This window comes from Parasediminibacterium schistidii (genome assembly GCF_046546515.1).
In the GTDB taxonomy this organism is placed as follows: domain Bacteria; phylum Bacteroidota; class Bacteroidia; order Chitinophagales; family Chitinophagaceae; genus Parasediminibacterium.
Map to the genome: position 1 here is coordinate 160,155 of NZ_JBKHKJ010000001.1, position 14,800 is coordinate 174,954.

Sequence of the window (14,800 nt, forward strand, 5' to 3'; positions counted from 1 at the left end):
AATGTCATCTATTTTTTTATTAAACTAGTTTCAGTTTTGTTGATTTTGGGCTTTTTTTGTTGTTGGAGTGTTTTTTAAAAATCGTTCCCATCTTTGTAAGCCATTGATTATCAATAATATTGAAAATTTTTATGAAGGTTTTGTGATAAATTTGTGCGTGCTTTATGAGTATTTACTAGCATAGAGTGCATGCTTTTATGCCAATAAAACAAGTTTATATTTTGCGACTAAAATTATTTTAATATTAGTAAAAAAAGAACTACAATATGGCTGCTTGCACGCTAGCTTTGTAAATACGCTGTATCAACTGCATTTGTGGTACAAAATATGAGCTATTGCTTTTCCAACTTGCACGTCATCCATCTTTTTTTTAGTAGGCTAATAATGGCAATATCCTCCTGTGTAATAACATTGTCAGCGATAGGCTGACCCATACTTGCGCTGCAATTTTCCTTTTTTCTTTTTGGGGAAATGCTAAAAATACCTTTATATCAACATTCATGGAATAAAATTTTAATAAAATCAAGTATTTGGATGGGAAAATAGGCAAAAAGTATGGAAGAATAGAAGCGTTTGTTTTTGCTACCTGCTGCAACGGCAAATGGCTTTTAGGCTACAAGCCTAGAAAAGCATGGAAAGTTATTTATTCACGCTTTTCAAGTGAATTTTATTCTATGCTCTGTTGAGTTTAAAAAATGTTTTGAAAGAATTGTAATTTATGCTTTTCTTTGAAACTTTACTATAACCTATTTATTTAATACAACATTTAGCTCATTAAAACTGGTTTATTCTACATATACTATTATAAATAACCATAAACCTGTAATACACTTATGATATTCAATTCAATAGCTTTTGCAATTTTTTATGTTGTAGTTACGGCTTTATATTTTATCCTCCCGCACAAATATCGGTGGTTGCTCCTTTTAATAGCTAGTTGCTATTTTTATATGGCTTTTGTGCCCATTTACATACTTATACTAGGTTTTACTATCGTTATAGACTATTATGCAGGGATATTTATTGAAAAGGAAACAGACAAGAAGAAACGAAAACTCCTATTGTTGTGTAGCCTTATAGCCAATATAGGAGTTTTGGTATTTTTTAAATATTATAATTTTATCAATACCAACATCTCTTTGTTGTTTAATAATTTTAATGCCAAAAACCCGCTTCCTTTTTTAAGCATATTATTGCCTATTGGTTTGTCTTTCCATACTTTCCAAGCAATGAGTTACACGATTGAAGTTTACCGGGGCAATCAAAAAGCTGAAAAGCATTTTGGTATTTACAGCCTTTATGTAATGTTTTATCCGCAATTGGTAGCAGGCCCTATTGAGCGGCCTCAAAACATACTTCATCAAATGCATGAGGAGCATAGTTTTAACTATGACAATATGGTACACGGCCTCAAACAAATGCTATGGGGCTTTTTTAAAAAACTAGTGGTAGCAGATCGTTTATCTATTTATGTAAATACTATTTTTAACAATGCAGAAGCCCACAATGGCACTTCAATAGCTATTGCTTGTTTTTTCTTTGCTATACAAATATATTGTGATTTTTCAGGCTATTCAGACATTGCTATTGGAAGTGCAAGAACAATGGGGTTTGATTTGATGGTCAATTTCAGACGCCCATACTTTGCAAAATCTATCAATGAGTTCTGGAGTAGGTGGCATATTTCTTTGTCAACTTGGTTTAGGGATTATTTATACATCCCTTTAGGTGGAAACAGAGTATCAAAATTTAAACTCTACCGAAATTTGCTTATTGTGTTTATGATAAGCGGTGTTTGGCATGGGGCAAATTATACTTTTATCATTTGGGGCGCATTACATGCATTTTATACCATTATCGGATTGTTGATAACTCCATATACAAAAGACATACATTTAAAACTACATATAAGCAAGCGCATTACAGATGTTGCACGCATATTTATTGTTTTTTTACTAGTTAGTTTTGCATGGATTTTTTTTAGGGCCAGTTCATTTGGCAATGCCATTACTATTATCCATAATCTCCGTTCTTTTGGGCAACCTGCCTTCCGCACATCTATTCTTAGCACATTTGGTGAATGCTTATTTGCTATTGCAATGCTGATGTTAATTGAATATAGAAAAGAATTTTTTCCAGAAAAGCTTAATTTTTTCTATCACCCCAACATTATTATACGTTGGGGCGCTTTGATGACGATGGTTTTAATAATACTATTGTTTGGTGTATTCAATGGTGGGCAATTTATCTATTTTCAATTTTAAACCTAGTTTGCATGTTTGCTTTTCTAAAAAAAATTTTTCTATTCATCCTTATTTTGGCAATATTCGATTATATGATAGGGCAATGTTTGCACTATATATATTTTAGCCAAAAAAGAGGGCAATTTGCTCAAACAACATATTCTTTAGACAGCAGTAACCAAGACATTCTTGTGTTTGGTAATTCAAGAGCTGCACGGCATTACTCTTCGGCTATTCTATCAGATTCACTACATAAAACTTGCTATAATTTGGGTATGGATGCCCAAGGCATTATATATGCTACAGCCTTGCAAGAGGTAATTTTTAATAGGCATAAGCCTAGCATGGTCATATTAAATATCAATGCTTGGGAATTTGATGAAAGCCCTGTTAAATATGAGCGGCTTTCTGTTTTCCTACCTTATTGCAAGGAACATCCCGAATTAATTAAATACATAAAACTTAGCAGCCCTGCAGCCAAATGGGAACTTTTGAGCAACGTTTATACTTATAACTCTACTTTTTTTACCACAATTAGTAACTTGTCTCAAGCCAATAATTTGCCAAAAATTCAAGGGGGGTATGACCCTATGATTAAAAAAATGAATGCCACTGAAATAGCATTTGTCAAAAAAAAGATTGTTCTTCAGGCAGAAGAAAATAGGCAAAAACCACCAAAAATTGATACTATAGCGTTTAGTTATTATAGTAATTTTTTAAAAAAGTGCGTAGATAATCACATACCAACTTATGTTATAATATCGCCAACACTTGTTCCAGAAGAACAAAGTAAGGGCAAAGAAAAATTAATAGAAATTACTCAATCATTTCCTACAATAAAATTCATGGATTTTAGTAGCGATCCTGACTATAATGGACACTTTGAAAAATTTGCTGACTTTTTACACCTTAACAAAGAAGGTGCAGAAGCGTTTACTAAAAAACTAGCTGCTGTGTTGAAGTAAAGGCTATAATTGTTTGTTTTTTCAGCTACTACAAGTTCAATATTCCAGATTACTTATACCTCCATTATCCTTTTCTTTTCAAGCGCGAGAAATTTAACTTAATGTAAATAGCCTATTTTATAGCAATTGCCACTATCAAAATAGAAAACCCAAATTTGGTCTTATAGTTTCCTATAGATGAGGTAATAGAAAGGCTTATGCTTGTTAATTGTGTGCAATTATGGCAAAAGTTTTAAGCATGTAACCACCTCCTAAATTTTTCAATCCTGTAAACCCCTACATTTGCAGCCATTAAAAAAATGGGTGAGGGGATTTAATGGGTTGTATCGGGCAGTAAATGCATAGAAAACATACTTGAGACTTCACTCAACAAAAAAATAAATACAAATAACAAATCGTTATGGCGGACTTAAAATTACAACGCAACTTTGGTATTGCTGCTCACATTGATGCGGGCAAAACCACTACTACCGAGCGTATCTTGCGCTACACCGGTATGATCCACAAAATTGGTGAGGTACACGATGGTGCCGCTACCACTGACTGGATGGAACAGGAAAAAGAAAGGGGTATCACTATCACTTCGGCTGCTGTTAGCTGCCAGTGGAAATTCCCGACTATTAAAGGGGTTGCTGATGCAAATACAAAAGATTACTATTTCAACATTATCGATACGCCGGGTCACGTGGATTTTACCATTGAGGTAGAACGTTCTATGCGTGTTTTGGATGGTTTGATTGCTTTGTTCAGTGCGGTTGATGGTGTAGAACCACAATCTGAAACTGTATGGCGCCAGGCAAACCGCTACAAAGTTCCACGTATTGGTTTCGTAAACAAAATGGATCGTTCTGGAGCTGACTTCTTGATGGTGGTTGCCCAAATTAAGGAAATGTTGGGTGCCAATGCGGTGCCTTTGCAATTGCCTATTGGTGCAGAAGACGATTTTATTGGTGTGGTAGATTTGATTACCATGAAGGGGGTGATATGGGATATGGAAACAGAAGGTATGACTTTCAAGGAAATTCCTGTACCTGCTGACATGGTGGATGAAGCCAACGAATGGAGGGCTAACCTAGTAGAAGCTGTTGCTGAATATGATGATTTGTTGATGGAGAAATTCTTTGATGATCCTAATACTATCACAGAAGAAGAAATGCATGAAGCTATCCGTAAAGCTTGTATCGATTTAAGTATCGTTCCAATGATGTGCGGTTCTTCATTCAAAAATAAAGGTGTACAAACTGCATTGGATGCCGTTTGTCGTTACCTCCCAAGCCCAGTTGATGTTGATGATATTTCTGGTATCAATCCAGATACTGGCGACATCGTTACACGTGCCCCTAATGCAAAAGAACCATTTGCGGCATTAGCTTTCAAAATCATGACCGATCCTTTCGTGGGTCGTTTGGCTTTCTTCCGTTGCTATTCTGGTCACTTGGATGCTGGTTCTTATGTATTGAACGTAAGGAGTGGTAAAAAAGAGCGTATCAGCCGTATCATGAAAATGTTTGCTAACAAGCAAAACCCTATAGATTTTATTGAAGCTGGTGATATTGCCGCTGCGGTAGGGTTTAAGGAAATTAAAACAGGTGATACTTTATGTGATGAAAAATTCCCTATTGCATTAGAGAATATGTTTATCCCAGAACCAGTTATCGCTATTGCTGTTGAGCCTAAAACGCAGGCAGACGTTGATAAAATGGGTATGGCTATCGCTAAATTAGTGGAAGAAGATCCTACATTGCGTGTAAACACCGATGAAGATACTGGTCAAACCATTTTGCGTGGTATGGGTGAGTTGCACCTTGAAATTATCATTGACCGTTTGCGTCGTGAGTTTAAGGTAGAAGTGAACCAAGGTGCGCCTCAGGTGGCTTACAAAGAGTGTTTTGGTATTACCGTTACACACCGTGAAATCTTGAAAAAACAATCTGGTGGTCGTGGTAAATTCGCCGATATTCAATTTGACCTTGGTCCTGCTGATGAAGAATGGATTAAGGAAAACGAAGGCAAGCACTTCCAATTTGTAAATGACATACATGGTGGTTCTGTTCCTAAGGAGTTCCATGCGGCCATTCAAAAAGGTTTTGAAACATCTATGCCTCAAGGTATATTAGCTGGTTACCCAGTTAATAACATGAAAGTAAGGATATTTGATGGTAGCTACCACGATGTGGATAGTGATGCGATGAGCTTTGAACTGTGTGCTAAAAGTGCATTCAGGGAAGCGGGACGCAAAGCAAAACCAACTTTATTGGAACCAATCATGAGGGTGGAAGTTTTAACACCAGATTTATACATGGGTGATGTAACGGGTGACCTTAACCGTCGTCGCGGTATGTTGGAAGGTATGGATAGCAGGGCTAACTTACAAGTTATCAAGGCTAAAGTGCCATTGAGCGAAATGTTTGGTTATGTAACCCAACTGCGTTCATTGTCTTCTGGCCGTGCATCTTCTACCATGGAGTTTTCGCACTATAACAATGCGCCAAACAATATTGCTGAAGAAGTAATAGCGAAGAGCAAAGGAAAAGCGAAAAGCGAAGATTAAGATTTTTTATATATTTTATATACTGGGCCCCCGATGTTTTCGGGGGCTTTTTTTGTGAGGTATTAAACCAATAAGGTAGATTGTTCAGACAAAGGGCTCTTTTCGGACAGTTTTCGTTCACTTTCCAATGGGTTTCAACCCATTGGAAAGTGAACGAAATGGTATAAGCCTATTCTGGACAGCCTCCATTAATATTTGTATAGTTGTAGCCCTTTTATGAAATGCGCCCAATACAAAAGCCACCTGTATAAAGGGTGGCTTTTGCGTATATTATTGTTTTGTGGCAAATACTTTAAGCTGGCACTACCAACCTAAAACCATTGCCATGGATATTTACAATCTCGATGTTTTCATCGTCCCTAAGGTATTTGCGCAGTTTTGCAATATATACGTCCATACTTCTGCCATTGAAGTAGGTGTCACTGCCCCAAATGCGTTTTAATGCCCTTTCGCGAGGCAATAAATCGTTTTTGTTTTCGGCTAGCATTTTCAACAAATCATTTTCCTTAGGGGAAAGTGTTTGTGTTTTGCCATCGTGACTTAGTTCCCTTAGCTTGGGGTTGAAGTGGTAAGACCCTAAATCAAACTCTGTGTTTTCGCTGATGCGTGTTTCTTCTTCATTGCGTTTTAGTATAGCTTTTATTTTCAAAAGCAGTACTTCACTGTCGAATGGCTTGGTAACATAGTCGTCTGCACCAAGTTTGTAGCCGTTGATAATATCGTCTTTCATTGTTTTCGCACTCAGGAAAAACAAAGGTATTTCCGGGTCAATATCCCTAATGTCTTCCGCCAAACTGAAACCGTCTACATGCGGCATCATTACATCAAGCAGGCATATATCAAATTTTTCCCTTTGAAAAGCAGCAAACCCCAAGCGACCGTCTCTTTCCAGTACTACTTCATAATCATTCAGTTCTAAATAGTTTTTCAATACCATACCTAGGTTGGTATCGTCTTCACATAATAGCACTCTATATTTCCTTCCTTCCATAAATTAAATTTATTTGTACACCATAAAGATATACAGTTAAAGTGAACACGCCACAAAGACCGTGCAAGGTTTTGTTAAAAGCGGTAGAGGGCTACTGGTGAGTGACGAGTGGTCGGTGGTGAGTTATCAGAATTAATAAACAAGATTGTGCCTAGTTACCACCTACTACTGACGGATAACCACTCACTATTCACCACTCACCACTAATTGTCTGTTTGGGGCTGTGTAGGTTTGTTGTTCCTGTCCATATCGCCGAAACCTTGGCGCATGGAGCGCAGGCGCTGGCGGTCTTGCAATTCTTTTTTTATAAACATGGCAAAATTCCTGTCAGACAAAAAAACCTTGTTTGCTCTTTCGTCCGATGCTAGTATCCTTTTAAAATCAATACTGTATTTTTTCTTTATCGCCAAAGCCCTTTCTTCAAAAGCTAGCACGTCTTCCTTGCTGTCCTTTTTTGTTTTTTTCAATTCATCTATATAGGTGTTGTAAACAGGCCAGAATTTTTGTGCTTCATCCGCTGTAAGATTTAAGTCTTTGGTAAGAAACGCCACTTTTAAAGCCTGTACGGTTGCCTGCCTTGCCGGGCTTTGTGCTTCCAGCAAAGTGGCTACTAATAATGGTATTAATATAATTATCTTGATTATTCTCATGATTTATATGGATATAGTACCAAATTTTAAATTCCTTTTTTTATTATCGGGGCCGATGTAGCCGCGTCCTGTAGATATTGATCCAAGTCCTCGTCAGGCACAGCTTCTACTTTTTGCTCTAGGTCTGGTGCTGCGCCGCCATCGTCAATAATTACCATGTCTGCATTGTAGGCCAGATAATCGTTGTTTAAATATTTGGTCAATTCATCATCGCTCAAATTATTGATATTGCTTTTAATAGTTGCATCTGTTGTTTTATAAGCAAGCACATCGGTCTGGCTGCCATTTTTGCCTGAAAAAAGTAATGCTCCAGCCGCTACAATGCAGGCAACAGAAGCTGCTGCCGCCAGCTTAGCCCAATACCTAGCACGGGAAATGGGTATTATTTTTCCCACTACAGGGGCAATTATAACTTCATGTATTGTCAAGTTTTCAAAATAATTATCTGGCACTTGATAAGGGTATTGCCTAGATAGGGTGCTTAAGAAAGGCGCAATGCTTGCCAGTTCTTCCTGCGTTTCACTTTTAGGCGAGGCAGTTATTACAGACATTGCAATTGTTTCTGCCAAATGGTTAAAGTAGCCATCTGGCATAGCAAAATTGGGTTGTGGCTTTTTTGCAACCAATTTTTCAGTAGCAAGCAAGCTATTGAAGATACTGGTTAAAAGCTGGTCGAAATAAAAAGCAGGTACAGAATAAGGCAATTTGATGCCTGGCTGTAAGCCTACTTTTATCCCTATTTGCCCGTTTACTATGTTGTTTACCTTTTCCATTTTTGTATTATTATGACTACATGAAAGCCCGTATGTTTAACTATTTAAAATATATTGCTCAATTTTCTTGGCAGCGTGGTGGTAGCTTGCTTTCAACGCACCCTCGCTGGTTTCTAAAATCTTGCTCATTTTTTCATACGGCATTTCATCGTAGTAACGCAGGTTAAAAACCAAGCGTTGCCTTTCCGGCAATTTTTGGATGGCTAGTTGCAGTTTCCATTCCAATTGGTTGCCATCAAAGTTTTTATCTGCTTTTATGGTGTTGCTCAGTCCATTTTCCTCATCGCCTAAGCTCAAGGTTGCTTTTCTTTTCTGTTGTTCTAAAAAAGTCAAGCATTCATTTGTAGCAATCCTGTAAAGCCATGTATATAGTTGACTATCTTCCCTAAAATTTTCCAGCCCCTTCCACACTTTGATAAACACATTCTGGAGCATATCATTAGTATCCTCATGGCTGATAACCATTTTCCGGATATGCCAATAAAGTTTTTCCTGGTACTTCTTGATAATGGCCGTAAAAGCCAATTCTTTTGTAGAGCCGTCTCTAAAAAGATCAAGTAGTTCCCTGTCATCTAAGTGCATGCAATCTTTTTTATGGAATATTCTAAAGATAGACAATCATTGGGTACGAAAGTTTAAAGTAGTTTAATCATGCAATTACATCGTTACTTTTTAATAATAATCTTTCGCTTATAAAACAAGAATTTTAAAAAGCAGTTATCCATTTCATTTTATAGTTGCAATATTTTATTTGCAATAATTATGATTATTACAAAATTTTTATTACAACATTGTAATAATTTTTTTGAAATATTCTAGTTTATTGCAAATATTTTATTACAGATAAAATGTGTTGTAGCAAGCATGTGTTTTGTAAATCGTTTTGAGGAAATGATGTTTAATCGGATCCCTCTAAAAAAAAATTTATAGTTTGTCCAAACAAGCAAAGCCCAATCGTTATTACAGTATTATTTCATTATAATTAAAAATAAATAACATGACAGCTCAAGAAAATGCACTCAATTGGTTTGAAATATCCGTAGCAGATATCAGCCGTGCAAAAACATTTTATGAAACCATTTTTGGCATTGAACTCCCACAACAGGAAATGATGGGAAGGCAAATGGCTTTTTTTCCTGCGGAAGACATGAACGGGAAAGTTTCTGGCAGTTTGGTAGAAAGCAATATGCATAAGCCGAGTGCGGATGGCGTGAAACTTTACCTGAATGGCAACCCAGATTTGGCCACTCCACTTTCTAAAATAGAAGCTGCGGGAGGCAAAGTGGTAATGCCCAAAACCAAAATAAGCGATGAAATAGGCTTTATGGCATTTTTTATAGATTCTGAAGGAAATGCAGTAGGCTTGCACTCCAATAAATAAATAATAATTACAAACGCTTATTTTGCCACAAAGTCACGAAGCCAAAAAGATGCACTGAGAAAAAATTTACATGTTTTGTCTTTTTTCTTCCTTCAAATCTTTGTGCCGCTTCGTGCTTTCGTGCCTTTGTGGCTAATTTCTTCAAATTGCGCTTAGTAAAAACCTAATTTTAAAAATAAAATAAAAAACCATGAAAGCGTTTTTATTGATATTCAGGAGGGATGCTGTTACTGTTAGTGAAGAAAAACGCTCGCCGGCAGAGATGGAACAGATGATGAAATATTGGATGGATTGGATTGGCGGTATTGCTGCGCAAGGCAAACTTTTAGACCCAGGCAATAGATTGGCTGTTGAAGGGAAAGTTTTAAAACCCAACAATATAATTGTTGATGGCCCTTATGTAGAAGTAAAAGAAAGTATTGGTGGCTACATAGCCGTAAAAGCAGATTCGCTGGAAGAAGCTTTGGAGCTATCGAAAGGCTGCCCTATTTTAAACGTTAATGGAAACGTAGAAATAAGGGAAATTATCAAAATGTAATTAGTAAAGACCTTATTGGGTTTAAAAGCTTGTCAGGTCTAAACTAACAATTGTGGGTGAATAAAAGTTTTTTGCTCTAGGGGTAGAATACTAAGTGTAGGGATGAAAATATGTGCTTGACACAACTGATGCCATCGGCATCAAACGTTTATAGAAAGCAATTGATTTACAAGCCACATGCGACCCCGAAGGGGTCGAAAGATAGCCGCTTTTCTATTGCTATAAACGTAAAATCCCGATGGGATTAGAAAATGCTCACGTCTAAAAGCGAAATGCTTTTATGCACCCCGCAATTGTAGGTATATTGGTTTTTATTTTTACCTTGCCCATCATAAAATTTATTCATGGCTTACAATCAAATTTTAGCCAACCGCATTCGCGAAGCACTGGAACATATTCCCGATGTGGAAGAAAAGAAAATGTTCCGTGGCGTTACGTTTATGGTGGACGGAAAAATGTGCATCAGCGTAAGTGGTGACGAATTGATGGTAAGGATTGACCCATTGCTTCATGACACAATTATAGAAAAATCCTATTGCCGTGAAATGATACACAGTGGCCGCACAATGAAAGGGTTTGTATATGTGCAGGAAGAAGGTATTGCTACAAAAGAAGATTTTGACAAGTGGATAAACATGGCTTTAGATTTCAATAAAAAAGCAAAAGCTGCCCCGAAAAAGAAAAAGAAGTAGCGATACCTACGTTTATATTGACAGAAAATAGTTTGCGAAAATCATTCTAATAAAAGTCTTCAAGCCAAGGGTTTCAATCATTAAAATCATGCAAATCATTTAATCAATGGTATATATTGCAGGCAAATGGCCAGTAAAATAATATATGCAAGACCCGGAAAAATTCTTGTTGCCCCATTTATTCAGGACTGAGTACCGGAAAATTGTTGCCGTACTCTCCAAACTATTTGGCATTCAACATATCGCCATTGCAGAAGATATTGTGAGCGATACTTTTTTGCTGGCTTCCGAATTATGGGGTTTAAAAGGGTTGCCGCAAAACCCTACGGCATGGTTGTACACCGTTGCCAAAAACAAAACGAAAGATTATTTAAAAAGGGATAACCTTTTCACCAGCAAAATTGCAGTAAACCTACAACAACAATTTACCGAAGGGCAGGAGATAGAGATAGATTTATCGAACCAAAACATCAACGACAGCCAATTGCAGATGATGTTTGCGATTTGCAACCCCGTAATACCTGTAGAAGCACAGATAGGTTTATCCTTAAATATCCTTTGCGGCTTTGGTGCCGAGGAGATAGCAGATGCTTTTCTCACCAACCGGGAAACGATTTATAAACGTCTGAAAAGAGGTAAAGAAAAACTGCGTACAGAAAATGTACCTATAGAATTGCCTTCCCCAACAGCCATCAATGAAAGGCTAGGTACGGTATTGACCACTCTGTATTTATTGTTCAACGAAGGCTATTATTCCACCACACAAAATACCACCTTACGGCAAGATTTATGTGTGGAAGCCATGCGGCTGGTTTATTTATTAATTGGGAATGAAGCCACCAACCAACCCGCAGCCAATGCATTGCTGTCGTTGATGTGTTTCCATGCGTCACGCTTTGAAGCTAGGACAAACGAAGCCGGGGAAATTATTTTATACGAAGACCAAGACAGCAATTTGTGGAACAAAGAATTAATTTCCAAAGGCGAATATTATTTAAACCAAGCATCCCAAGGCCGCCAGATTTCCAAATACCATTTAGAAGCTGCCATAGCTTACTGGCATACGCATAAAACAGATACACATGAAAAATGGGAAAGCATCCTACAATTGTATAATAAGCTATTGCAAATAGAATATTCACCCATCGCCGCCCTAAACAGGACCTATGCGCTAGCAAAAGCCAATGGAAAAGCCCAAGCCATCATTGAAGCAGAAAAACTACAACTAAGCGGCAATCAATTTTACCATTCCTTATTGGGGCATTTATATACTGACGTTGATAATGGAAAAGCACTTGCCCATTATCAAAAAGCATTGGGCTTAGCAAAAGCAGAAAGTGATAAAGGGGCTATTTTGAAGAGTATGAGGAGGTTGGGGTAATTTCAACCTTGGGTTGGTGCCTCAAAAAGAATTATACTCCGTATCCCCAAAATCGTGGTTCAGACATTACCCAAAATCTATCTCCGTATTGTCCCCAATATTCAAATTGCGGCTCAATCCTTTTACAGAAGCATCGCTGCCAATGAGGGAATTGTCTAAAACCACTTCAAACAGGTTTGTATAAGAACCTATAATGCTGTCCCTAACAATGGAATGCCTGATGCTGGTATTTGCCCCGATAGCCACATGCGGGCCAATGATAGAATGAGAAATTTCGCAGCCGTCGGCTATGCTTACTGGTGGGATAATGATGCAGTCTTTATAAGGATGGTCTGTGGGTACGTTTCCGCCCGATTTTTTCAGGAGCGTTGCATTGCTATACAGCAAGGTTTCTTTTTTGCCACAGTCAAACCAGTGTTTTACCTTGAACGATTTTATTTTAACGCCTTCTTTTACCATGCAGTCCAAGGCATCTGTAAGGTTGTAACCCGTATGTGTCGTTACATTTTTCAAAGCTAGCTTGCTTAAACACTCGTAAAGCAGGTCGGTTTCTTTTATTTTGTACAAGCCCACCAAAGCCATGTTGCTTTTAGGGATATTTGGCTTTTCCACGGCTTGCTCTATAAAACCTTCCTCGTCTATTGCTGCCACGCCAAAATCGCTGGGGTTATCTACTTTTTTTATGCCCAACATGCTGTATGGGCTGTCCATTACCTCTTTTACGTCGTACTCGCAAATGGTGTCGCCAAGAGCTATAAAAACTTCATCGTTGCCCACAATGCTCCTAGTAAGCTCTATTGCGTGGCCAGTACCCTGCCTTTCGTTCTGGAAAACGAAATGGGTAACCAAATCGGGGTAGGTATGCAGCACATACTCTTTAATTTTTTCACCTAGGTAGCCAACTATAAAAACAAATTCGTTGATGCCAGCATCATGCAACTGGTCCACGATAAAACTAAGTATGGTTTTACCGGCTATGGGTATCAATGCTTTTGGTTGTGTATATGTATGTGGCCTCAATTTAGTACCTGCACCCGCCACTGGAATAATTGCTTTCATGTAAAAAGTGTTTATTTAAGATAATTTAGTTGCCCCTTGTATGCTTTAAATTGCAAGCCCAAACACGATTATTACAGCGTGAAAATAGGAAATTCTTTTTTCATGCAATTTTTTATAACTGCATTAGGGTACAAAAAGCCCTTTTTATCCTTAAAGCAATTTCTTTTTTATCAAAATAAACAATAGTTATTACATATTAATATTAAATATACATCCTGCTCCCGAGATGCCTAACATGGGCGTACACCCTTTGCCACAGTTATTTAACCCATTCAAGGTTTGTTGCAAGTAATGGTTACTATTCAAGTATTTTCTTGCCACAAAGGCTTAAAGACTAAAAGTAACACCAAGGAAATAAGGAAGAATGGCAGACGCATAAATGATTGCTGGGAATTTATATAATGCCGATATTTGCCGCCTCATGCAGATAGACATCATCACCGTGGCACCTGAATTGTTAGAAAGCCCTTTTAGCCACAGCATCATGAAAAGGGCGCAGGACAAGGGGCTGCTTGCTGTGCGTACCCACAACCTGCGGGAGTGGGCAATAAACAAACATGGGCAGGTGGATGACTACCAGTACGGTGGAGGAGCAGGCATGGTGATGATGTGCGAGCCTTTGGCAAACGCAATTGAACACCTGCAAAAAACCACTACATACGATGAGATAATATATATGACCCCAGATGGCAAAACATTCAACCAACAAACTGCCAACCAGCTTTCCATGAAAGAAAACCTGCTGATTATTTGCGGGCATTACAAAGGCATAGACCAGCGTATCAGGGACTTGTATGTAACCCTAGAAATTTCTATTGGCGACTATGTGCTAAGTGGTGGCGAACTGGCAGCGGCAGTTGTGGTTGATTCTATTGGCAGGTTGATACCGGGTGTACTAAACGATGAAACATCTGCATTGTTTGATAGTTTCCAAGACAACCTGCTTGCCCCGCCCGTATATACCCGGCCTGCCGAGTTTAAGGGGCAAAAAGTGCCAGATATTTTACTGACGGGTCACCCCGTAAAAATTGAGGACTGGCGACATGAACAAAGTGTACAAAAAACAACCGAAAGGCGGCCAGATATTTTGAGGGATTGATTGGGTAGGCAACAAGGCAAGGAGGCAAAGAGAGAAAGCCTATTCTGAACAGCCTACATTTCAGGTTTGCCCACTCAAGCAAAAAAAGGAGCTACCGCAGGTATTGTTTTTATAAAATTGCAAGCATCTACCTTCAATGGTTTTTCCAAGTAACCAATTACCTGTGGGAACTGTTTGGCATTTTCTTTGTCGGCACTGTCAACAGAGGATGTAACCATAATAACCCGTAACTTATTTGCAAATGAAAAATCTTGGATGGCACCTAAAAAATCCCAGCCATTCATTACTGGCATATTAATATCTAGTAAAATAAGGTAATTTTCATTTTCGTCGTACTGGGTGCTGAAATAGTCAAAAGCAGCTTTTCCATCCCCAAAAACAAGGGGCTGGGCAGATAGGTTGCTTTTCACCACTATCGCTCTGTGCAATAGCTTTATTGTTGGGTCGTCATCTACAATTAATACTTTCAAATTCATG

Annotated in this window: 14 protein-coding genes; 8 read left to right on the forward strand and 6 right to left on the reverse strand. The window is 38.0% G+C overall.

Annotation, left to right across the window (positions count from 1 at the left end):
• The first annotated feature begins 950 nt into the window (after positions 1–950).
• From ACHFIY_RS00570 to fusA, 3 genes are all read left to right on the forward strand, one after another.
• Positions 951–2,264, forward strand: a complete 1,314-nt coding sequence (locus tag ACHFIY_RS00570) for an MBOAT family O-acyltransferase (protein ID WP_410844246.1) — start codon at positions 951–953, stop codon at positions 2,262–2,264.
• A gap of 11 nt (positions 2,265–2,275) precedes the next feature.
• Positions 2,276–3,208, forward strand: a complete 933-nt coding sequence (locus tag ACHFIY_RS00575; protein ID WP_410844089.1) for a hypothetical protein — start codon at positions 2,276–2,278, stop codon at positions 3,206–3,208.
• 400 nt (positions 3,209–3,608) lie between these two features.
• On the forward strand, positions 3,609–5,759 hold the full coding sequence (gene fusA / locus ACHFIY_RS00580) for an elongation factor G (RefSeq protein WP_410844090.1): 2,151 nt from the start codon (positions 3,609–3,611) through the stop codon (positions 5,757–5,759).
• Between the two features lie 292 nt (positions 5,760–6,051).
• Here fusA and ACHFIY_RS00585 read toward each other — a convergent pair whose 3' ends face one another.
• The 4 genes from ACHFIY_RS00585 to ACHFIY_RS00600 all read right to left on the reverse strand — a co-directional run bounded on the left by ACHFIY_RS00585 (position 6,052) and on the right by ACHFIY_RS00600 (position 8,755).
• On the reverse strand, positions 6,052–6,750 hold the full coding sequence (locus tag ACHFIY_RS00585; protein ID WP_410844091.1) for a response regulator transcription factor: 699 nt from the start codon (positions 6,748–6,750) through the stop codon (positions 6,052–6,054).
• 203 nt (positions 6,751–6,953) lie between these two features.
• A complete protein-coding gene (locus ACHFIY_RS00590) occupies positions 6,954–7,400 on the reverse strand; it encodes a hypothetical protein (RefSeq protein WP_410844092.1) in 447 nt (148 codons plus the stop codon).
• 26 nt (positions 7,401–7,426) lie between these two features.
• Positions 7,427–8,173 carry a hypothetical protein gene (locus ACHFIY_RS00595; RefSeq protein ID WP_410844093.1) on the reverse strand — a complete coding sequence of 249 codons (747 nt, stop codon included), beginning with the start codon at positions 8,171–8,173 and terminating at the stop codon, positions 7,427–7,429.
• Positions 8,174–8,209: 36 nt separating this feature from the next.
• Positions 8,210–8,755 carry an RNA polymerase sigma factor gene (locus tag ACHFIY_RS00600; RefSeq protein WP_410844094.1) on the reverse strand — a complete coding sequence of 182 codons (546 nt, stop codon included), beginning with the start codon at positions 8,753–8,755 and terminating at the stop codon, positions 8,210–8,212.
• A 415-nt stretch (positions 8,756–9,170) separates the two neighbouring features.
• Between ACHFIY_RS00600 and ACHFIY_RS00605 the strand changes: the two genes are divergently transcribed.
• The 4 genes from ACHFIY_RS00605 to ACHFIY_RS00620 all read left to right on the forward strand — a co-directional run bounded on the left by ACHFIY_RS00605 (position 9,171) and on the right by ACHFIY_RS00620 (position 12,165).
• On the forward strand, positions 9,171–9,554 hold the full coding sequence (locus ACHFIY_RS00605) for a VOC family protein (protein WP_410844095.1): 384 nt from the start codon (positions 9,171–9,173) through the stop codon (positions 9,552–9,554).
• Positions 9,555–9,744: 190 nt separating this feature from the next.
• Positions 9,745–10,092 carry a YciI family protein gene (locus tag ACHFIY_RS00610; protein WP_410844096.1) on the forward strand — a complete coding sequence of 116 codons (348 nt, stop codon included), beginning with the start codon at positions 9,745–9,747 and terminating at the stop codon, positions 10,090–10,092.
• A 344-nt stretch (positions 10,093–10,436) separates the two neighbouring features.
• The gene (locus ACHFIY_RS00615; RefSeq protein ID WP_410844097.1) at positions 10,437–10,784 is read left to right on the forward strand and encodes a TfoX/Sxy family protein; all 348 of its coding nucleotides are present in this window, start codon (positions 10,437–10,439) and stop codon (positions 10,782–10,784) included.
• 145 nt (positions 10,785–10,929) lie between these two features.
• Positions 10,930–12,165 carry an RNA polymerase sigma factor gene (locus ACHFIY_RS00620; protein WP_410844098.1) on the forward strand — a complete coding sequence of 412 codons (1,236 nt, stop codon included), beginning with the start codon at positions 10,930–10,932 and terminating at the stop codon, positions 12,163–12,165.
• 66 nt (positions 12,166–12,231) lie between these two features.
• Here the strand turns inward: ACHFIY_RS00620 and ACHFIY_RS00625 are convergent, their stop codons facing one another.
• Entirely contained in the window at positions 12,232–13,224 is a 993-nt protein-coding gene (locus ACHFIY_RS00625) for a sugar phosphate nucleotidyltransferase (protein ID WP_410844099.1), read from the reverse strand.
• A 379-nt stretch (positions 13,225–13,603) separates the two neighbouring features.
• Between ACHFIY_RS00625 and trmD the strand changes: the two genes are divergently transcribed.
• Positions 13,604–14,323: a tRNA (guanosine(37)-N1)-methyltransferase TrmD gene (gene trmD, locus ACHFIY_RS00630; protein ID WP_410844100.1), complete on the forward strand. Its 720-nt coding sequence runs from the start codon at positions 13,604–13,606 to the stop codon at positions 14,321–14,323.
• A gap of 74 nt (positions 14,324–14,397) precedes the next feature.
• On the opposite strand, the gene ACHFIY_RS00635 is transcribed toward trmD, so the two are convergent.
• Complete coding sequence (locus ACHFIY_RS00635) at positions 14,398–14,799, reverse strand: response regulator (protein ID WP_410844101.1); 402 nt, start codon at positions 14,797–14,799, stop codon at positions 14,398–14,400.
• Between the last annotated feature and the right edge of the window lies 1 nt (position 14,800).